Raw genomic sequence first — 20182 nt, forward strand, 5'->3', positions numbered from 1 at the left:
TTTAGCGGAAGAGGTTTGAAAAGTGCCTTTGCCATGATTGAAGATTTACATAGCTAAAATACTAAATATCAATAACATAACAAAAAAAGACTGCCAATTACTTTTTGGACAGCCTCTTTGCTTTGTCAATCATCTTATCGTTTTTTCTTTCTATCTCTACTTTCTCCTCCACTACCCTTTGTGCGTCTATCGCCTCTTGGTGCTGATTTAGCATTTTTAGATTTATGTCTTGAGTCTCCACGATGCGATGGCTTTGTTTTTCTTTTACCATCACTGTCATTGCCTACTAAAGTCAAATCCATACTTCTGCGACCTAAATTACATTCTTTTACTTTTACTTGTAATTTGTCTCCAAAAGTAAATACTTTACCATTTCTCTGTCCAACAATTCTGTAGTTATCGCGGTCGAAATCATAGAAATCATCTTTCAAATCATTCATTCTGATTAAGCCTTCCGAAGCAGTTTCGGTAATCTCTACAAAAATTCCGAATTCAGTAACGCCCGAAATGATACCGTCCCATACTTTGCCTTCTTCCATCAAGCTCATAAATTCTACTTGCTTGTATTTAATAGAGGCACGTTCAGCTTCAGCCGCCATTTTCTCCATCTCAGAACTATGCTTACAACGGGCTTCCCAAGGTGCACGTTCTAAAGGCTGTCCGCCATCTAAATAATGTTGGAGCATTCGGTGCGCCATCATATCTGGGTAACGACGAATAGGGCTGGTAAAATGTGAGTAAAAACGAAATGCCAAACCAAAGTGACCGATTGGGTCGGTGCTATATTTTGCTTTAGACATAGTTCTTACTGCCAAGTTCTCCAGAATATTCTGTTCTGGTTTTCCTTCTACATCATGCATCAAAGCATTAAACGAAGTACTTATCTGCGATACTTCCGTTTGCACATTGTAACCAAAACGTTTGGCAAATGTCGAGAAGTTTTTCAGTTTTTCTGGGTCTGGGGCATCGTGAGTACGATACACCATCGTATTTCTAGGTTCTGTTTTACGCAAATTGAATACATATTCTGCTACTTTCTTATTAGCCAATAGCATAAATTCTTCAATAAGCTTATGAGAATCCTTTCTGATTTTCTGATAAATCCCTAGCGGTTTCCCGTTTTCATCCAAATTGAATTTTACTTCAACAGTTTCAAAATTTACGGCTCCTTTTGCAAAACGTTCGTCACGAAGTTTATGTGCTAATTGATTCAGCGTTAAAAGTTCTTTTGGGAAAGTCGGTAAGGAAGCAACGTCGTCCGTTTTCTTTTTACGCCCTTTTTTCTTAGGTTCTTCTTCGGGTATTTCAACAGGTTTTGCATCTTCTATAGCAATATTTCCACCTTCTACTGCATCTAAAACCTCTTGGGCTTCTTCGTAAGAGAACCTTCTGTCAGAATGGATAATAGTTCTACCAAACCACTCGCCAACCACTTTGGCATCGGGAGTGATTTCAAAAACAGCCGAGAACGTCAATTTATCTTCATTAGGGCGAAGAGAACATAACCCATTAGATAACTTCTCAGGTAACATCGGAACAACCCTATCTACCAAATACACCGAAGTAGCTCTTTTAAAAGCCTCCGCTTCAAGATTAGATTCTGGTAGCACATAATGAGTAACATCTGCAATATGTACACCAATTTCGTAATTGCCATTTTCTAAGAAGGCAAAGCTGAGGGCATCATCAAAATCTTTGGCATCTACGGGGTCAATCGTGAAAGTTGTAGTTCCTCTAAAATCACGACGATTTTTGATTTCTGCTGCTGATATTTTTACAGGAATGTTTTCGGCTTCTTCTTCAATATTTTTAGGAAAACTGATTGGTAAGCCAAATTCTGCTAAAATAGCATGCATTTCAGTATTATTCTCACCAGCTTTTCCTAAGACCTCTATTACTTGGCCTTCCATTTTGCGCTCTTTTTCTGCCCAATTCGTAATCTTCACGATTACTTTATCGCCGTTCTGAGCATCGCTAGTATCATACTTTGAAACAAAAACGTCTTGGAATATTTTCTTAGCATCAGGAGTCACAAAAGCATAGTTTGGTAAAATTTCGATAGTACCTACTAATTCTTTTCTGCCTCTTTCAATAATTTCTACTACTTCGCCTTCCGCACGAGTTGTTCCTTTTTTGTTTTTGGGGAATACCAATACTTTTACGGTGTCGCCATCTATGGCTCCGTTTAGTTCACGGGTATTAATCCAAATATCATCTTCTCTGTCTTCAACCACTACAAAAGCAAAACGAGCATTTACATGGTCGATTCTACCGACTACAAATTCTGTGACAGTATCTACTATATAACTTCCGTTTTGTTGGCGAATGATTTTTTTGTTTTTATGAAGCTCTTCAAGCAATTCTCCATATAAAGTTTTTGTACTACGGTCACGAACGGCAAAGGCTTTATGTACTTGGTTTAGCGACCAAGCTGTATCTTCATTTAGGCGAAAGAACTCAAGAATTTCTTCTTTTATCCTATCGCGAAAAGTTTGTTCTTTAGATTGTTTTGGTTTAATCATTTAGCAATTAATATGTTTTTCTCAAATATACGCAAAAACAACCCGAATTCTCAGGAATAGCAATAATACTATATTTATGTATCATGGTTCAAATAAGGGTATTACATCTACAGAAACAGATAAAGTATGTTTGCCTGAGCTAAAAATAATGCCTTTTAGCGGAGGTACATCGCTGTAATCTCGTCCATAGGCTGTAATGATATGCCTTTCTTGAGGAACTAAATCATTGGTAGGGTCAAATTCGCACCAACCAATGTTGGGAATAAATACTGAAATCCAAGCATGAGAGGCATCTGAGCCTTGCAGTTTTTTCTTGCCCGGAGGAGGCAAGGTTTCTAAATAGCCACTTACATATCGAGCAGCAAAACCCATACTTCTCAGACAGGCAATGGCTAAATGAGAGAAATCCTGACATACGCCCTTGCGTTCTTTCAACACAGTTTTAATAGGCGTATTGATATTGGTAAAATTAGAAACAAAGTCGAACTCTGTGAATATTTTATGACAAAGGTTCTTGATGCTTTCGTAAAGTGATTGATTTTCAGGGAAAGAAGCTTCTGCAAAGGCATGGATTTCTTCGTCCCAATGAATAAACGGGCTAGGTAATAAATACTGTAACAACTCTATTTTTAAAGCATTATTGGTTTTAAATGCCTCGCGGGCTTCTTTACAAGATACCGAAAAATTAATATTTAAAAACTTAGGAAAGGTTTCTACTTTACTTTCAGTCTTAACAATCAATTCTTGATGAGCCGATTGTATAGAAAAATAATGAATTGTATTACCAAAAAAGTCGATTCTTTCTACAATTTCAGAAGGCTTTGGACTAACTAACAACGAAAAACTATGACATATCTGTGTAGATATGTTCAGGGGTTTTAAACACACTAAACTATGATAGCTGTTTACAGAATCATGATATTTATATTTTGTTTGGTGAGTGAGTTTATATTTCATTGGTATCACTATTTTCTGGATTTTCCATTAATGAGTGTTGAATCACAGTATGAGTAAAATACACATCTGTCAGACAAACAGTAACAGACGAAATCAAACTAAAAACATTAGCGAGTAAGTTATCTAAATTTTCTCGATATAAAGTTTCTGCATCATAAGTTCCAAGCGTAGCAATATCTGTTAGCTTAATTTTGGTTGAAGCTTCCAACACCGCTTTTTCAGCTTTGGTTAGCCTTTCATTGCTTGATGTTTTAGGCAGTTTAGAAAGACATTCGGCTAAGGCATCCAATTGATAGCTGAGTGAATAAGGCAAACTTTCTTCCAACAGAACCATATCAAGCATGGCCTCTAAACTTATATGCGATTTATACAATAAACGATAATGAACTAATAAATGGTGATTGATTAATACGGCCTCAACCAAATCATTTTCTACGTTAAGGTCATTTTTAAAACTAAAAGTAGAACGAATAATGCTAATTCTTGATAAAATTCTCTCAATTAGTTTCCCAGCTTCTAATAAATAAAAACCGTTGTCGCGTGGCATAGACTCTGAAATGATTCCATAGAAAGTAAATAGACGAGTATGCAACTTGTCTAAAATCTTTTGAATCATGTTCGGATTGTTAGCATCAGGATCCGAGCTTTTAATCTTTTTTAAGCTATTTTCAATTAAATTAATGATTCTCCATGTATCATGGCTCCATTTATCACTTACTGTAATTACGCCCCTCAAAAAATACTCTACACTATAAGCTATTGTTCCCGCTTTTTTAGCATTAAAAACTAAATCATGAATGCCTGGATAAGGGTTTTTCAATAATTCAGGATTATCATCGTCAATAAATCCAGGATAACTGAGGGTAAGGTGTGTAAGAGACTTTAGCAATACATCAATGTGCTCTGATTTAATAGAACCACCAAAGTTGACATTTTCTTGCAAGGCATTAATTGTAATTTTCAAAAACTTTGTCGTAGCCATTGTTCTTTCACAATACCTTCCTACCCAAAACAGGTTTTCGGCACTTCGGCTAGGTAACGACGGATGATGATGAACAGATGCTGCCGTAGGAATGATAATCCGCGGAGGAGGCATTAAAACGGTATCAGATACAATCCAAGTGTCTTTAGAAAAGCCACCATACTGATGCGAAATCTCAAAGCGGTCTCTTACGGCTGAACTACGGGTTAAACCGCCATCCATCACATGATAATCTTTGCCATCTGAAACCAAATAAGCACGTAATGCTGCAAAACGAGGTTCAATTTTTCCATCAACCAAGGCTGGCGTAGTAGAAAGGCTTACTTCTTCTTGGGCAACGAATTCAGTAGGATTTTCAATGATAAGCTTACGGAGATCATTTAATTGTGCTTCCGTTAATGACTTTCCATAAACCGACCTTATTTTTTGTTTACGATTAGTACTTTTTATAATCAATTTCGGCAGATTCGCCAATACATGATTCATCTCTTTGGCCTGTCCGCACCACCAAGTAGCCACTGAAGGCATAATCAGGTTTTCACCTAAAAAAAACCTAGAAGCGGCATTCATAAAGGGTAATAAACCATTGTTTTCGAGTACACTTGAGCCAGGAGGATTAATCACTGAAACATTTCCTGAACGAATGGCGTGTAATAGCCCCGGAATTCCTAAACGAGAATCTTGCCTAAGTTCCAGAGGGTCGCACCATTCATCATCAATCCTTCTTATGATAACATCTACTTTTTCTAAACCATCGATAGACTTTAACCAAACGAAACCATCGCGCACCAATAAATCATCACCTTGGACTAAAGTGTATCCCAAATAAGCCGCCAAATAAGCATGTTCAAAATAAGTTTCGTTATTTGAGCCAGGTGTTAGGTAAACAATATTAGGATAATCTTTTGCTTTGACGGCCAAAGAAGCTACTGTTTGTTGAAGACTGGTAAAAAAAGGAGAAAGCCTACTTACATACATTCCATTAGTAAGTTCAGGCAATATTTTACTCATTACACTTCTGTTTTCAAGGGCATATCCTGTTCCAGAGGGTGCTTGTGTCCTATTATCTATTACCCACATCCTGCCGTCGGGCCCACGAGCGATGTCGGCAGCATATAGTGTTAATTGATTTTCAGAAGGGAGCTTTATATCATTACAAGACCTAAAAAAGCCTCTATTTCCATATACTAATTCAGGGGGTAGGATGTTTTCTTTGATTAACCGTTGACGACCGTAGATGTCTCTCAACATCAAATCTAAGACTAATGCTCTTTGTTTAAGTCCTTTCGCAACAACGTTCCATTCTTTTTGTTCGATAAGAAACGGAATAGGGTCTAGTTGCCAAGGTCGATTTAAGCTTCCTGAATTTTCATAAACATTATAAGTAACACCATTTTCACGAAGCTTGTTGATAATTTCAAAATTTCGAGAATGGAGTTCCTTCATGCCTATTTTTTCTAAAGTAGAAAAAAGTGTTTGCCAATGAGGTTTTACTTGACCGTTTGCTCCCAAGATTTCATCATAAGAGTTAATTTCTCGCTGATATGCTTGAAGTAAATTAGGTGATTTTTCTGTAATCATCGCTCATTGGTTGAAAATGAAGTATTTTAAAATTTATTAAAATTAAGGCTTTTGTAGGAAAACCTTGCACTACTCATTTGATAACTTCATCAATTTTAGCATATACTGTGTTCCAAGTGCTATCGCCGATATTAAAATTATGGTCTGTATCTACAAAAAATAAGTTGATTTGCGGGCTTAAATGATACTTTTCCTTAATCTCAATACCTCCATATTCATCATTAATTCCCTGAATAATTAACATTGGCGTTTGTAGGTGTGCTAAATGTAAATACCTTTCTGGTTCTACACCATTATTAGGATTTTGAAATGGATACCCCAAACACACAATGTGTTTAATATTCAATTCATCTGCGATGAGAGAAATAGCTCTTCCTCCTGATGACCTTGAAAAAACAATTAATTCATTGTTAGCACTCAGGTTTTGTATCCGTTTTTTTAGTCTGGGACATCTAAATTCGATAAACTCATTAGGACGGTTGTATAAATACACTGCATAACTCCAGTGAGTAACCAAATACAACAGTTTAACAAGCTTAATGTTGAATGCTTTGATAGATTTTGGTAGCCATTTTAGATGACTTTCAATGGACTGAAGTTTATAGATAAAGCTTCCTGCGGGGTGTTCCCACATTATTTTGTAGTTGTTCTTTTTTAGGTAGTTTCTTAAGATATGGTTCAAATGAGTGTCCTTGTGCCAATCGTCTCTTCCTACCAGTAAAACAACCTTTTTAAGAGATGGAGTTTTCATCATCTTTATTATTAGCAGTTAGTAATGGTTATTATTAAAATAAAAGTAATAAAAAAAATGTCATAAAATATTAGTATTATCCTGTAATATTTCCAATTCAATGGCTTTACATTACTGTTTTCGATAAATAATCCTTTATCAATATTTAATCATTCATAATTGTAAGCATTAGAATACATTGTTAAATTGGTAACTATTACCATCTTTTAAACATCATCATCAAATGAAATTATCAATTCAATTATTTTCTAGCATTTTGTTATTCATGGTTTGTATAAACAATATTCATGCCCAGAAAAAAGACACATCGATTTACGTTAATCAACATTTTAAAAAATCATGGAAGAATGGGCCACTTATTAGTGGACACCGTGGTGGATTTGATAGTAATTTACCTGAGAATAGTCTTGCTCGTTTTAATATGATTGCTAATGCCTTCAAAAAATCAGCTGTAATGTTAGAATTAGACATCAGACAAAGCGCTGATGGAGATTTGTTTATCATGCATGATGAAACCATTGATAGAACGACTAATGGTGTTGGTGTTATTAAGGAATTGGCATCAACGTATTTAGAGAGCTTATACCTAAAAGCACAAAAGGGTGATCCCACACAAGAACGTATTCCAACTTTTGATGGAGTTTTAAAATGGTTATCGGCCCATAAAAACGTTTATCTGATGGTAGATGTAAAAGATGATTTATGGCAAAAAACAGTGCAAAAGATAAAGAAAAAAAGACTAGAAGACCGATGCTTAATCCTGACGTTTTCACCCATCAATACACAGAAAGTATATCAGCTTTCGTCTACGATTACTATTTCAACATTAATTAGTAGTGAGAAAGATTGGGAAAGAATTAAAGCCTTGAATATACCTTTCAGGAATTTGGTAGCCTATATTAATGCTCAAACCCCTGTGTCATTAATTGAAAAACTCAAGAAAAATGGGATAGTGTTAACAAGTGATATTAGCGAAAATGTTCAAAAACATCCTGATGCTTTTGATAAAGGATATTATACGGAATTTCTAAAAACGAAGCAGGTAGATATATTAATTACTGATTATCCTTTTGCGGTGCAGGAGTTGTTGAAATGAAAATTAGCTTTGAAGAAAATCAATTTATGATTAAATTCAAATCCTTCTAAATATGACTAGCGAGGGACTTAAGTCCCTCGCTAGTCATATTTAGAAGGATTGAAAAAATGAAATTTATATTACCTTCTTTTCCAATACTTTCTTAAATCTAAAGTATTTGGATATTCTGGATTGATTACTTCTATTGGCGTATCGGCCTTAAGTTCCTTTTTGTTCTCTGCCACAAACCTCGAAATCGAAGGCGTATTTCTGATTGGTTCGGCTTCTTGTGTTTCAGCAGCATCTGGTGTATGCCCAAAACCCCAGAAACGGCTAATCATCCTTGATTCTGCCTCATAACTATTGATTGGGTAAGTATCAAAACTTCTACCGCCCGGATGTGCTACAAAGTAGGTACATCCACCAATTACTTTGTTATTCCAAGTGTCTAATATATCAAATACCAAAGGAGCATCTGCACCAATAGTTGGGTGCAATGCCGAAGGTGGGTTCCATGCTTTGTAACGAACACCTGCTACAAATTCGCTTTTTACACCTGTACTTCTTAACGGTACTCTACAACCATTACAAGTTAGGATATGACGACCTTCTATAAAGCCAGTTACTTTTACCTGTATTTTCTCTAAAGAAGAATCTACAAATCGAGCAGTACCAGAGTTTGACAATTCTTCGCCTAGTACGTGCCAAGGCTCTATGCCCGAACGGATTTCTAGTTGAGTATTATCAACGGTAATACCACCATAATAAGGGAAACGGAATTCAAAGAAAGCATCAAACCAAGAGATGTCGAAATTGTACCCTGCATCCTTCAAATCATTCACAACATCAAGCATATCTAAATAAGCGTAATGTGGCAAAAGAAAACGGTCGTGTAATTCTGTACCCCAACGCACTAATTTTTTCTTATATGGTTCTTTCCAGAATTTAGCAATCAAAGCCCTAATCAATAAGGTTTGAACCAAGCTCATGTGTTTATGAGGAGGCATATCGAACCCTCTGAATTCTAAAATTCCTAAACGACCCGTTGATGAATCAGGAGAATACATTTTATCAATACAGAATTCTGTACGGTGTGTATTGCCCGTCACGTCAACCAAAAGGTTTCTGAAAATTCTATCAACCATCCAGAATGGCACTTCTTCTCCCTCTGGAATTTGGTCGAATGCAATCTCCATTTCATACAATCGCTCTTCTCTACCTTCGTCAAAACGTGGTGCTTGACTCGTTGGACCAATAAAAGGACCAGAGAATAAATAACTTAATACAGGGTGATGTTGCCAGTAGGTAATCAAGCTACGCAATAAATCTGGACGACGTAAGATTGGACTATCCGCTGGTTTGGCACCTCCAATCGTTACGTGGTTACCTCCGCCAGTACCTGTATGTTTGCCATCTACCATGAATTTTTCTGTACCCAAGCGAGCAAAGAAAGCTTCTTCGTATAGAGCAGTGATGTTGTCAACTAACTCCTGCCAATTTTTGGCTGGATGAATATTTACTTCAATTACCCCAGGGTCTGGTGTAACATTTAGTTTTTCTAAACGGTAATCAGACGGAGGAGGATAACCTTCAATCCTAATCGGCAGTTGAAGCTTTTCACAAGTTGCTTCAATACAAGCAATCAAGTCTAAATAATGCTCTAAATACTCAGTAGGAGGTAAGAATGCATATAAAATACCTTCTCTCTCTTCAATTGTTAAAGCCGTAGTGAACGTAGGAACTTCGAAAATAATCTGCTTTTCGTTCCCTTTTTCTTTTTCTCCCTCGCTCACTTTTTTAGCAGGAGGGAGTTCATAGTCTGGAGCAACAGCACCATAACGTTTTTCCACAACTCCACTAAAGTCACCTAATGGTGCTAAATCTTCAAAGGGGCTACGTTCGGCAGGAAACTCTTTTCTATCGTCTGATAATGCAGGCAATGAGTCCAATGGCAAACGATAACCAATCGGAGAATTACCCGGAATCAGGTAACAATGATTCCTTCTGAAGCTCCAAGCACAGCTTGTCCAAGTATTGATACCGCTATCCCACTTCAAAGGAAATACGAAACCAGTAGGATTATTCAGTCCTTTTTCCAACAATTTGGCTAAGGTGCGTCTTTCTACCGAATCTTTTAAATTTACTTTTAATGGGTCAATGTTAACGGGAATCTTACCTTCTTCTAAAGCCCAATAAATAGGGTCTTCATAAGCAGGAATAATATTATTGGTATTAATGCCTAAGTATTTGGTAAGTTCAAAGGTGAACCTCTCTGCATCATGGAATGTAAGTTTTTGGTCGTTTTCTTTGGCAACCAATGCATCATTTTTCCAGATGGTATGTCCGTCTTTTCTCCAGTAAAGGGCATATTGCCAACGTGGAATCAATTCGCCTGGATACCACTTACCTTGTCCGAAGTGTAATAATCCACCATGAGCAAAACGATTTTTTAGGCGTAATGCTAAATCATAGGCTAATTTTCGTTTTAAAGGGCCATCCGCAGTAGAACTCCATTCTGGCGATTCATAATCATCTACTGAAACGAAGGTAGGTTCGCCTCCCATAGTCATGCGTACATCGCCTTCTTGTAAATCCTTTTCTACATCATAACCCACTTGCATGATGTCTTCCCACTGTTGGTCAGTATAAGGCTTCGTTACCCTTGGGTCTTCATGGATTCTGGTAACTTTATTGTCAAATTCAAACGTAACATTACAAACATCGGTAGCGCCTGTTACAGGGGCAGCACTTGCATAGTCTGGCGTACACGACAAAGGAATGTGTCCTTCGCCCGCAAAAAGTCCAGAAGTAGGGTCAAGACCAATCCAGCCAGCACCAGGGATGTATGCTTCTACCCAAGCGTGCAAATCGGTAAAATCAGCTACGGGTCCAGAAGGTCCATCCAAAGATTTAATATCTGACGTAAGTTGGACTAAATAACCAGATACAAACCTAGCTGCAATGCCGTGTTTTCTTAGAATTTGGACTAACAACCAAGACGAATCTCGACAAGAACCGCTTAGAGAAGTTAGTGTTTCTTCACAGGTTTGTACACCTGTTTCCATTCTAATGTTATAGTGTAAGCCATTAAATACTCTTTGGTTGAGGTGTACTAAAAAATCAACCGTATTAATGTTTGTATAAACTCTATTGTTTTCAATCCAATTCAATAATTTTTCGCCAGACTCTCTTTCTTCAAAATAGGGTCCTAGTTCTCTTCTTAACTGTTCGTCATATTTGAAGGGAAACTTTTCAGCATATTCTTCTACAAAAAAATCAAAAGGATTGATTACCTGTAATTTGGCAATAACTTCTACCTCTACATGTAATTCCGTGGTTTTTTCAGGAAAAACTACTCTGGCTTGATAATTACCAAATGGGTCTTGTTGCCAATTGATGAAATGATTTTCAGGAAATATTTTGAACGAGTATCCCTCAATCACTGTTCGTGAATGTGGCGCAGGACGTAATCTAAAAATGTGTGGAGATAGACTGACGCTTCTATCAAACTTGTATTTCGTCTTATGAGAAATGGCAACTTTTATCGACATATAGATTGAAATTGAACGTTAGTTTTATGATTTATGTAAAAAAAGCGAAAATTAGTGTTAAAATGAAGGGGATAGCTATAAAATTATATTTTTGCTTGAAATAGTTTATTTAAAAGTGAAAGTAATTGAAGAAGGCTTTTAACTTTCAGCTTTTGGACATCAGATTTTGGTATTAGGAAATAGACTTTTGGATATTTGAGAAAATCAGTCGTTTAAAATCTGTGGAGAATTGTGATGTGAGAATGCTTGGAAATAGACTAACCATTTAGCATCATTAATGGTTTAATACATTAAGTAAAGCGTTTACATTCAAGCCTTATCACTAGCGAGGGACTTAAGTCCCTCGCTAGTGATAATAAAAGATTTGATAATAATATTGTTAAACAAATAAGGACGAATGCAATTCGTCCCTACTGTTTTTTAAAAAAGCCTAAAGCCTATTGCTTACAGCCTAAAGCTTAAATCTATTTCGATAATTCCGTTGCTCTTTTCTGAGCAGCGTAAATTCCCTCTTGTAAGTTTTGTGCTAAAAGTCCTTCTTCAAAACGTTTCAAGGCAGCTTCTGTAGTACCCCCTTTTGATGCCACCGCTTTGATTAATTCATCTAAACTTTTTTCAGCATTATTAATTAAATGGAATGAACCCAACATGGTTTGTTTTACTAACAAAGCGGACATAGATTCTTCAAAGCCCATTTGTTTTCCTGCTTCAATCATCGCTTTTACTAAGTAGAAAAAGTAAGCGGGCCCGCTACCACTCAATGCCGTTACGGCATCTAATAAACTTTCATCTTCTAAGAAAACCGCTCTACCCGTTGAATTAATGAGGTTTTCCACCTTTTTTAATTGACTTAAAGTAATATCGCCAGCAGCCGAGAAAGCAGTCATACCCATTCCTAGCAAAGCAGGCGTATTAGGCATAGCACGTACTACCAATGGGTGGTTAAGGGTGCTAATGATTTTTTCAATAGAAATTCCCGCCATGATGCTTAATACCAATTGCTTAGGCTGAATTACGGCACGAAGTTCTTCTTGTAAAGACGGAAAATCTTGTGGTTTTACGGATAAAATAATTAAATCATACTCTCCGATTTTAGAAGAAATGGTGTCAATAACAACTCCTGCTTTTTCCAGTCGTAATGCTTCGGCACGTTCTGAGTTTTTTTCAATCAGAAAAAGGTCTTCCTTTTTTACTAAATCATATTGGATAAACGATTTGGCAAATGCCATTCCCATATTTCCTGCTCCTATGATGGCTACTTTCATTTCAAAAAATTGATTGTGTGATAGAATCTCTGAGATATTTTTCTCAACATTCTGTTTTGATTGTTTGGAAGAACAAAATTACATGAAAAATCCCTGACAGTTTTATAAAAAATGTCAGGGATTGAAATATGCAGAATAATATTTTGAGAATTGCTTATTTTAGAATCTCTTCCAATTTCTTTTCAAGCTCTTCACCTCTCAGGTTTTTTGCAATTACTTTTCCTTCTTTGTCTAATAAAAATGTAGCTGGTATGCCCTGAACGCCATAGGCTACGGCTGCTGCTGAATTCCAATATTGTAAATCAGAAACATGATTCCAAGCCATACCATCTTTTTCGATAGCAGTCAGCCATGATGTTTTTTCTTGGTCTAAGCTTACTGAAAAAATATCGAAGTTTCTGTCTTTGAATTTATAGTATATCCTTACAACGTTTGGATTTTCTCTGCGACATGGCCCACACCACGATGCCCAGAAGTCAAGTAATACATATTTTCCTCGCAAAGACGATAAAGCCAACACTTTATCATTCGGCGTTTTCATCGCAATTTCTGGTGCTTCCGAACCTACACTGACACCTTTCAACCGCATTACTTGTTGCAAGAAAGTCTTGATATGAACATTAGCAGAATTGCCTTTTTCAATCTTGAATTTTTCGGCTACTTGTAATAATGTTTCCATATCGTTCACAGGATCTAAGAAATTGCCAGCTGTCCACAAAGCCACCAAATGAGTACCCATTTCAGGAAGGAGGGCTTTTATTTTGTTAAGGTTCGCTTCTTGGGCTGCCTGAAATTCATTCTGAATTTTTTGGATAGTAGCATCATCATTCTTGGCTTTTGCTGCTGTTACCTGTAGATTCCAAGATTCTACTTTGGTTTGTAACTCTTGGCTAATCTTCAGAATTCTATTGAAATATTCAATATTCTTAGAATCTCCAGTCAATTGAAAACTCCCTCTTTTGGCAGGCGTATCCAATCCATCAGCAATAAGGTTAACCGTTTCGCCACCTTCCAGAATCAGCAATACTTTCTGGCTGAGTTCCATGCCAAAGAAATTGATTAAATAATAACCACCACCATCAGGTATTTTGCTATTAAACTTGAATGATTTGTCAGCAGCTACTACCGCAGAATCTACCGTGATGGCATTTCCTCGGCCGTTAATTACCTGTAGTAATACCTTTTTATCAGGCACTACATTCATTACTTTCCCCGTAATATTAACCACTTTATCCTGAGCAAAAGTATAGATACTCGTCAGTACAAATAAAATGATGATTGATATTTTTTTCATGTTTTGTGAATGATAACTCAATTTATAAGCTAGTTATAAATTGTCTAAAGTTTTTTGCAATAAAGCAGTGGTTACTTTAGGATCAGCCGAACCTTTAGATTTCTTCATGATTTCACCCATGAACATACTTAAAAGCCCTTTTTTGCCATTTTTGTATTCTTTTACTTTCGCTGGATTATTGGCTAAAACCTCATCAACTAACGTTTGAAGTGTATCTGTATTGCTTTGTTGAAGCAAATTCTTGGCTTCGGCAATTTGTAATGGCGTTTTAGTGGTATCGGCAATCATTTCTGGGAAAATCTGGTGCGCAGCCGTTGTGTTACTCACCTTACCATCATCAACCAATTGTATTAATTTAGCCAATTGTTCAGGCGTAATACTTAATTGCCCGATTTCTAGATTATGGTCGTTCAAATAAGATTTTACCGTACCCATTATCCAATTTGAAACTGCTTTATAATGTTTGGTAAATTGGCACGTTGCTTCAAAATATTCTGCTACTTCTCTTGTATCCGTTAATACATGGGCATCATATTCTGGCAGGCCGTATTGCTTCGTGAATTTCTCTAATAACTCCCAAGGCAAAGTTGGCATTGATGCTTTTACTGACGAAAGCCATTCTTCCGAAATTACTAAAGGGACAAGGTCTGGCTCAGGAAAATAACGATAATCGTTCATTGATTCTTTTTCACGCATACCCGATGTTCGTCCAGTGGCAGGGTCGAAACTGCGGGTTTCCTGAATGATTTTTTCGTTATTTTCAACGGCATCTATTTGTCTGACAATTTCATATTCAATGGCTTTTTGGATAAAACGCATTGAATTCATGTTTTTGATTTCGACTTTTGTTCCGAAAACTTTACTACCCACTGGCATGACCGAAATATTGACATCGCAACGGAGCGAGCCTTCTTCCATGTTGCCATCACAAATACCAAGGTAACGCACTAGCTTACGTACTTCAGTCATAAAAGTAGCGGCTTCTTCGGCTGACTTGATTTCTGGTTCAGTTACCATTTCTATCAATGGTGTTCCTGCACGGTTATAGTCTAATAAACTATCGCTTGAACCATCAGCATGTAATGATTTTCCCGCATCTTCTTCTAAGTGAATATGATGAAAACGAACTGTTTTTTCGCCTGTCGAGAGTTTCACATGCACACCACCGCCCATGCAAATAGGGGTTTTATCTTGTGTGATTTGGTAACCTTTTGGAAGATCTGGATAGAAGTAGTTTTTTCTGTCAAAATACTGATTATTAGTTATTTCAGACTGGCAAGCAATGCCCATTTTCATGGCAAACTCTACCGCTTTTTTATTAAGCTTTGGTAGCGTGCCCGGATGCCCAAGGGTAATTGGTGAAATATGGGTATTAGGTGAAGCACCAAATGACGCAGCATCAGCTGCAAAAATTTTACTCTCAGTTTGCAACTGAGCGTGTACTTCTAAGCCGATAACGACTTCGTATTTATCTCTTATTTCTTGATTCACAGAAGGTACAATTTCAAATTTTAGAATGCAAAGATAATAAAAAGCAAATAGTTAGTGGCTTTAGAACAGATAAGTAAGTGGTGACAGAGAAAAATATAATTTTTTTTAGTTCTTTTCCAACCGTTTAATAAGAATAAACGTCTTTATACAAAAGCTCTATAAAACTTAGTTATAAAGTAAGTAGAAGAATAAGTGTTTGTGTGATGAGGTTATCGGGTTAACAGTGGCTGGTCTTTTGATCAGTCCACCAATGCGAAAACAATTTACTAGACTGAATGAGGTCTGGTGAAGACACCAGCCTCGGCTAAAGATGAATAAGTGTTTGTGTAATGAGGTTTCACCCGTGGCTGGTCTCTTGACCAGCCCACCAATGCGAAAGCAATTTGCCAGACTATATGAGGTCTGGTGAAGACACCAGCCTCGGCTAAAAAAACAACAACAATAAAATACACATAAGCCTCTTTAATTAACAATAAATTTTGGAAAACGAAGAACAGCTCATACAGGCCTGTCTGCAAAATGACCGTAACGCCCAACGAAAGCTATACAATGCTTACGCTGGTAGAATGTTGGTGGTCTGTGCTCGTTATATGCAAAATAAAGAAGAGGCCGAGGATGTATTGCAAGAGGCATTTATTAAGATATTTCAGAATTTAAGTAAGTTTAGAGGTGAGAGTACATTAGGAGCTTGGATTAAGCGAATCGTTATCAATGTAGCCATCAATCATATTCGTGCACAACAGCATTTTCAAGGAATGGATAATGTACAGGAATATGAAAATCAATTTAGCGATGGACTTACAGGTATTGAAGGCATTAATTTTCAAGAATTAATTGAGATGATTCGAAAATTACCAAAGGGCTGTCAGTCTGTTTTTAACCTTTATGCCATAGAAGGATATCAACACAAAGAAATCGCTGAGATGCTAAAGATTACAGAAGGAACATCAAAGTCACAATATGCAAGAGCAAGAGCCATTTTACAAAGTCAATTATCCGTAAATAGCTAATGATGAACGATTTTACAAATAATTCATTTGAGGAACAATGGCAAAAAGCCTTTGAAGATGCCTCTTTGACTCCATCTGACGCCGTTTGGGATAAGATAGAGCAAGGCTTGAGCATTGAGGCTGCACCAGCGACTCCTCAAGTCCCTAAAAATACTTTTCCATTCTATTACATAGGTACTGTTCTAGTAACATTACTAGGGATAGGATATTGGGTTTTTATTGCCAACACTGACATTACCAAAGACATTGAACCTGCTGTGCAGGAACAAATTAAGTTAGAAAAACAAATATTGGTGAAAAGTCCTACGCCTACTATCAATGAAAAAGAGGTAAGAAAAATTCAACCTCTAGACCCACAATTACCTGTTAAAGCAAAACCTCTTCCGATAGAATTATCGGAAGAACAACCTTTGGAAAATTTGCCAGAAGAACCTATAGAAAGAACCAAACTGGCAGATAGTATTGAGACGATAACGCCGTTATCAACAAAAAACACTAATCATGCCTGGCAACAGCCTAATATTGTTGTGCCAGTAGAGACAACACCATATTATGAACCAACAAAACCAAAACCTCCTAAAAAGTCAATTTTTAAAAATGTAAAAGTATCAGTTGGAGTAGGAACCTATCAACAATAATTAACATGAAAAGACTCACATTATTATTAGTTTCTCTAATGACATTAGGGATGCTATCATGTTCAGAAAATGGACTAGAAACACTCAATAATCCTGAAAATGTTAGTGCCGAAAAGCTAGATGACTACCTAGTTTTTAGCCATGTTGGTTTAGGCTGGGGTTGCAGAGCATCAGTTATTTATATGGTAACGAATAGCGGAAAAGTATATGCTGATACAAGTGGTAATTTCTGTAAAGACCAAGAGAAATATTCTTTTGTAGGATACCAATTGCCTGATAGTGAGTATGCTAAGGTGAAAAACGTAATAACTGAATTCCCAGCGGACTTAGCTAATCAAGCAAGTACAACATTCGGTTGCCCAGGCTGTGCCGACGGAGGGATGTTATTAATACAAAGAAAAGAAAAAGGCAAAGCGATTAAAACTTGGAGAGTAGATGATAGCGTTTTTTATAGAGAAACAGATGTTAATAATCAGACTTTCCCGACTTATTTATCTAAGTATGGTAAGATACTAGGGCCAGCGTATACAAGTATAAAATATAAATAATAGCCATGAAATTATCTAAAATGATTTATGTGATTCTTGCTTTTGTACTATTTTATGCCTGCAAGAATAAAGATGTATTTGGTAATGAAGAGGAGGATAATGCAAAGTTAGCACAAATGGCATCAGACATTGAAGCTTTCGCTATCAACAAGGCTTGTGCTGGCGATGACTGTAGAGTGATGCCAATGGGAGCCAAAGCTTGTGGTGGTCCTACACAGTTTATTGTGTATTCTTTATCCAAAACAGATGAGAAAGTATTGACCGAGAAAGTGAAAAGCTATACAGATTTTCAAAAAGAATTGAATGTAAAATACAACAGGGTTTCTGACTGTTCTATGATACTTATGCCTACCGTGGACTGTGTAAACGGACTTTGTACAACTAAATAATATCTGATTGAGTAAAGCTGTTTAACCTCATAAAAAGAGTTGTGGATTTTGATTTAAAATTGTTGATATACACAATTTTAAATTCAGAATTCGCAACTCGCAATTCAAAAATTCCAACTTATCACTCTTACTTAACGCCTTTTTAGGCTTTTTGCTCATGAAAAAAACTTTACTCCGAGCAATTCACTTCATTGCTTTGTTAATTGCTTTTGTTTCTTGTAAAGACCATTGTCAAGAAACCAATACCTACAGAGGAACTGAATCAGTGTTAATCTCACTCAATGAACTCAGGAACAGTGTAAAAGCTTTGCCTGCACAAGACTTAGTGAATCCTGGGAAAATTTATGTCAAAGATAACTATCTGTTTATCAATGAAATAAAGAAAGGTTTCCATGTGATAGATAATTCAAATCCAGCATCACCCAAAGCCATTGCTTTTATTCAAGTATTAGGGAATATTGATATAGCCGTGCAAGATAATATCCTGTATGCCGATAGTTACACCGATTTTGTAGCTTTTGATATTAGTAATCCTGCGGCTATTAAAGAGGTTTCGAGAGTAAACGAAGTATTTACTTATGGAGTAGCGGATGGGATTAGTTGGAGTTATAATGCGAATAATCAGACTATCTATGACTATAAATGGAAATGGTATAGCACTACTCAAGAGGTATCATGCGACCCTTCTTATTATCCAATTGCGTATTATAATAGTTGGTCACTATATTCAAGCCTTTCATCAAGTAGTTCTACTGGTTCAGCAGCTAAAGGAGCAGGAGTTGGAGGATCGACAGCAAGATTCACGATTGCGAATAACCACCTCTATGCTGTTACGCAAGATGAAATGAAACTGTTTAGCTTGGCTAATCCTGAAAAACCGACCAAAGATGCTAGTATAAAACTTGGTTTTGGTATCGAGACTATCTTCCCTTATAAAAATAAATTGTTCTTGGGCACAACAACAGGAATGCAAATCTGGAACAATGAAAACCCTAGTAATCCAACGTTTTTATCTCGTTTAGACCATGTGCGTGCTTGCGACCCTGTAGTGGTTGAAGACGATATCGCTTATGTTACCCTTCGTTCAGTAAATAATTTTAGTCGTTGTGGTGCTGCTGTTGCCAATCAATTAGATGTTATCAATGTTTCAAATCCAGCTACGCCCGTTCTGTTGAAGTCGTATCCTATGGATAGCCCTTATGGTTTAGGAATTGATAACAAGAAATTATTTATCTGCGAGGGTAAAGGAGGACTAAAGACTTTTAATGCTACCAATTCAATGGATATTAAACAAATACAGCATTTTACAGATATGAATACTTATGATGTAATTCCTTTGAATGGTACTTTAATGCTCATTGGCAAGGACGGTTTATATCAATATGATTATAAAGATGCCAATAATTTGAAATTGTTGAGTAAGATATTGGTAAAACGAGAAAACTAATAAGCCCTGAAGAACATGAAAAGTATACTAACAATAATAGGTTGCCTCATCTTTTCTGTGGCTTATACACAAGAAAAAGAGAGCAAAAGTTTCTTGAAAGATAAATACGTAAACTATACAGAAATAGGAGGGTTGTTTGGTAAGTCATATCAAATTACACAGATGTCTTATTCTACTCCCGTTGAGGGACGAACTAATTTTACTATTCAATCGTACAATGGATATAAAATTTCGGATAAACTTTCAGTAGGAGTTACGGTTGGGGTAGACTGGTTTCATGCTATGCAGATTGTTCCTGTATCGTTAGGAATAAGAAATACTTATGGAAAAACTGCATCTAAAAAAGTAAAACCATACATTGGCGTTGATGCTGGATATGGTTTTACGTGGCTCAATGACGATTCATCCGATAACCAAACTGCTAAAGGAGGTTTGGCTATTAGTCCAGTACTAGGATTACTGATTCCAACGGGCGGGCAAGCAAACTTTGTATTGAGTATCGGGTATAAGCATAATGCTTTTACTACAACTACCAATACAGGTACGGATGATTACCCTTCTAGCAGAACAAAAGAATATGAATTAAATAGAATGGCAGTAAGGTTTGGCGTGAATTTCTAAGTTCAATAATCTTCTCAAAAAAAATCCCTTTCAGTGTTAAACTGAAAGGGATTTTTTTTG

At 36.6% G+C, this 20182-nt stretch carries 15 protein-coding genes; 7 read left to right on the forward strand and 8 right to left on the reverse strand.

Annotated elements, in window-relative coordinates; genetic code table 11:
• Nucleotides 1-134: 134 nt before the first annotated feature.
• From VB264_RS20405 to VB264_RS20420, 4 genes are all read right to left on the reverse strand, one after another.
• Entirely contained in the window at nt 135-2522 is a 2388-nt protein-coding gene (locus tag VB264_RS20405) for a ribonuclease R family protein (protein ID WP_323252437.1), read from the reverse strand.
• A gap of 81 nt (nt 2523-2603) precedes the next feature.
• Nucleotides 2604-3479: a transglutaminase family protein gene (locus VB264_RS20410; RefSeq protein WP_323252439.1), complete on the reverse strand. Its 876-nt coding sequence runs from the start codon at nt 3477-3479 to the stop codon at nt 2604-2606.
• Complete coding sequence (locus VB264_RS20415; protein WP_323252441.1) at nt 3469-6042, reverse strand: circularly permuted type 2 ATP-grasp protein; 2574 nt, start codon at nt 6040-6042, stop codon at nt 3469-3471. The genes VB264_RS20410 and VB264_RS20415 overlap by 11 nt, the downstream gene beginning before the upstream one ends.
• Before the next feature lie 73 nt (nt 6043-6115).
• Nucleotides 6116-6793, reverse strand: a complete 678-nt coding sequence (locus tag VB264_RS20420; protein WP_323252443.1) for an alpha/beta family hydrolase — start codon at nt 6791-6793, stop codon at nt 6116-6118.
• Nucleotides 6794-7016: 223 nt separating this feature from the next.
• Between VB264_RS20420 and VB264_RS20425 the strand changes: the two genes are divergently transcribed.
• Nucleotides 7017-7889, forward strand: coding sequence for a glycerophosphodiester phosphodiesterase family protein (locus VB264_RS20425; RefSeq protein ID WP_323252445.1), 873 nt, complete (start codon nt 7017-7019; stop codon nt 7887-7889).
• A gap of 119 nt (nt 7890-8008) precedes the next feature.
• On the opposite strand, the gene VB264_RS20430 is transcribed toward VB264_RS20425, so the two are convergent.
• From VB264_RS20430 to gatB, 4 genes are all read right to left on the reverse strand, one after another.
• Entirely contained in the window at nt 8009-11419 is a 3411-nt protein-coding gene (locus VB264_RS20430; protein ID WP_323252447.1) for a transglutaminase family protein, read from the reverse strand.
• Nucleotides 11420-11883: 464 nt separating this feature from the next.
• A complete protein-coding gene (gene proC / locus VB264_RS20435) occupies nt 11884-12684 on the reverse strand; it encodes a pyrroline-5-carboxylate reductase (protein WP_323252449.1) in 801 nt (266 codons plus the stop codon).
• A gap of 154 nt (nt 12685-12838) precedes the next feature.
• Entirely contained in the window at nt 12839-13978 is a 1140-nt protein-coding gene (locus tag VB264_RS20440; protein ID WP_323252451.1) for a TlpA disulfide reductase family protein, read from the reverse strand.
• Nucleotides 13979-14011: 33 nt separating this feature from the next.
• Entirely contained in the window at nt 14012-15469 is a 1458-nt protein-coding gene (gene gatB, locus VB264_RS20445; protein WP_323252453.1) for an Asp-tRNA(Asn)/Glu-tRNA(Gln) amidotransferase subunit GatB, read from the reverse strand.
• Between the two features lie 479 nt (nt 15470-15948).
• Between gatB and VB264_RS20450 the strand changes: the two genes are divergently transcribed.
• From VB264_RS20450 to VB264_RS20475, 6 genes are all read left to right on the forward strand, one after another.
• Entirely contained in the window at nt 15949-16479 is a 531-nt protein-coding gene (locus VB264_RS20450; RefSeq protein ID WP_323252455.1) for an RNA polymerase sigma factor, read from the forward strand.
• A gap of 2 nt (nt 16480-16481) precedes the next feature.
• Nucleotides 16482-17117, forward strand: a complete 636-nt coding sequence (locus VB264_RS20455; protein WP_323252457.1) for a hypothetical protein — start codon at nt 16482-16484, stop codon at nt 17115-17117.
• Between the two features lie 5 nt (nt 17118-17122).
• The gene (locus tag VB264_RS20460; RefSeq protein WP_323252459.1) at nt 17123-17665 is read left to right on the forward strand and encodes a hypothetical protein; all 543 of its coding nucleotides are present in this window, start codon (nt 17123-17125) and stop codon (nt 17663-17665) included.
• Nucleotides 17666-17670: 5 nt separating this feature from the next.
• Nucleotides 17671-18054, forward strand: coding sequence for a hypothetical protein (locus tag VB264_RS20465; RefSeq protein WP_323252461.1), 384 nt, complete (start codon nt 17671-17673; stop codon nt 18052-18054).
• Nucleotides 18055-18211: 157 nt separating this feature from the next.
• On the forward strand, nt 18212-19501 hold the full coding sequence (locus VB264_RS20470) for an LVIVD repeat-containing protein (protein WP_323252463.1): 1290 nt from the start codon (nt 18212-18214) through the stop codon (nt 19499-19501).
• A gap of 15 nt (nt 19502-19516) precedes the next feature.
• Nucleotides 19517-20122 (forward strand): hypothetical protein, encoded by a 606-nt coding sequence (locus VB264_RS20475; protein WP_323252465.1) that lies wholly within the window; start codon nt 19517-19519, stop codon nt 20120-20122.
• Nucleotides 20123-20182 lie beyond the last annotated feature (60 nt).

The sequence above is a fragment of the Arcicella aquatica genome (assembly GCF_034928825.1).
In the GTDB taxonomy this organism is placed as follows: domain Bacteria; phylum Bacteroidota; class Bacteroidia; order Cytophagales; family Spirosomataceae; genus Arcicella; species Arcicella aquatica.

Bases quoted from the DNA above. Each gene is read 5' to 3' on its own strand.
- VB264_RS20405 (WP_323252437.1), bottom strand. From the start codon at position 2,522: ATGATTAAACCAAAACAATCTAAAGAACAAACTTTTCGCGATAGGATA.
- VB264_RS20410 (WP_323252439.1), bottom strand. From the start codon at position 3,479: ATGAAATATAAACTCACTCACCAAACAAAATATAAATATCATGATTCT.
- VB264_RS20415 (WP_323252441.1), bottom strand. From the start codon at position 6,042: ATGATTACAGAAAAATCACCTAATTTACTTCAAGCATATCAGCGAGAA.
- VB264_RS20420 (WP_323252443.1), bottom strand. From the start codon at position 6,793: ATGAAAACTCCATCTCTTAAAAAGGTTGTTTTACTGGTAGGAAGAGAC.
- VB264_RS20425 (WP_323252445.1), top strand. From the start codon at position 7,017: ATGAAATTATCAATTCAATTATTTTCTAGCATTTTGTTATTCATGGTT.
- VB264_RS20430 (WP_323252447.1), bottom strand. From the start codon at position 11,419: ATGTCGATAAAAGTTGCCATTTCTCATAAGACGAAATACAAGTTTGAT.
- proC (WP_323252449.1), bottom strand. From the start codon at position 12,684: ATGAAAGTAGCCATCATAGGAGCAGGAAATATGGGAATGGCATTTGCC.
- VB264_RS20440 (WP_323252451.1), bottom strand. From the start codon at position 13,978: ATGAAAAAAATATCAATCATCATTTTATTTGTACTGACGAGTATCTAT.
- VB264_RS20455 (WP_323252457.1), top strand. From the start codon at position 16,482: ATGAACGATTTTACAAATAATTCATTTGAGGAACAATGGCAAAAAGCC.
- VB264_RS20460 (WP_323252459.1), top strand. From the start codon at position 17,123: ATGAAAAGACTCACATTATTATTAGTTTCTCTAATGACATTAGGGATG.
- VB264_RS20465 (WP_323252461.1), top strand. From the start codon at position 17,671: ATGAAATTATCTAAAATGATTTATGTGATTCTTGCTTTTGTACTATTT.
- VB264_RS20470 (WP_323252463.1), top strand. From the start codon at position 18,212: ATGAAAAAAACTTTACTCCGAGCAATTCACTTCATTGCTTTGTTAATT.
- VB264_RS20475 (WP_323252465.1), top strand. From the start codon at position 19,517: ATGAAAAGTATACTAACAATAATAGGTTGCCTCATCTTTTCTGTGGCT.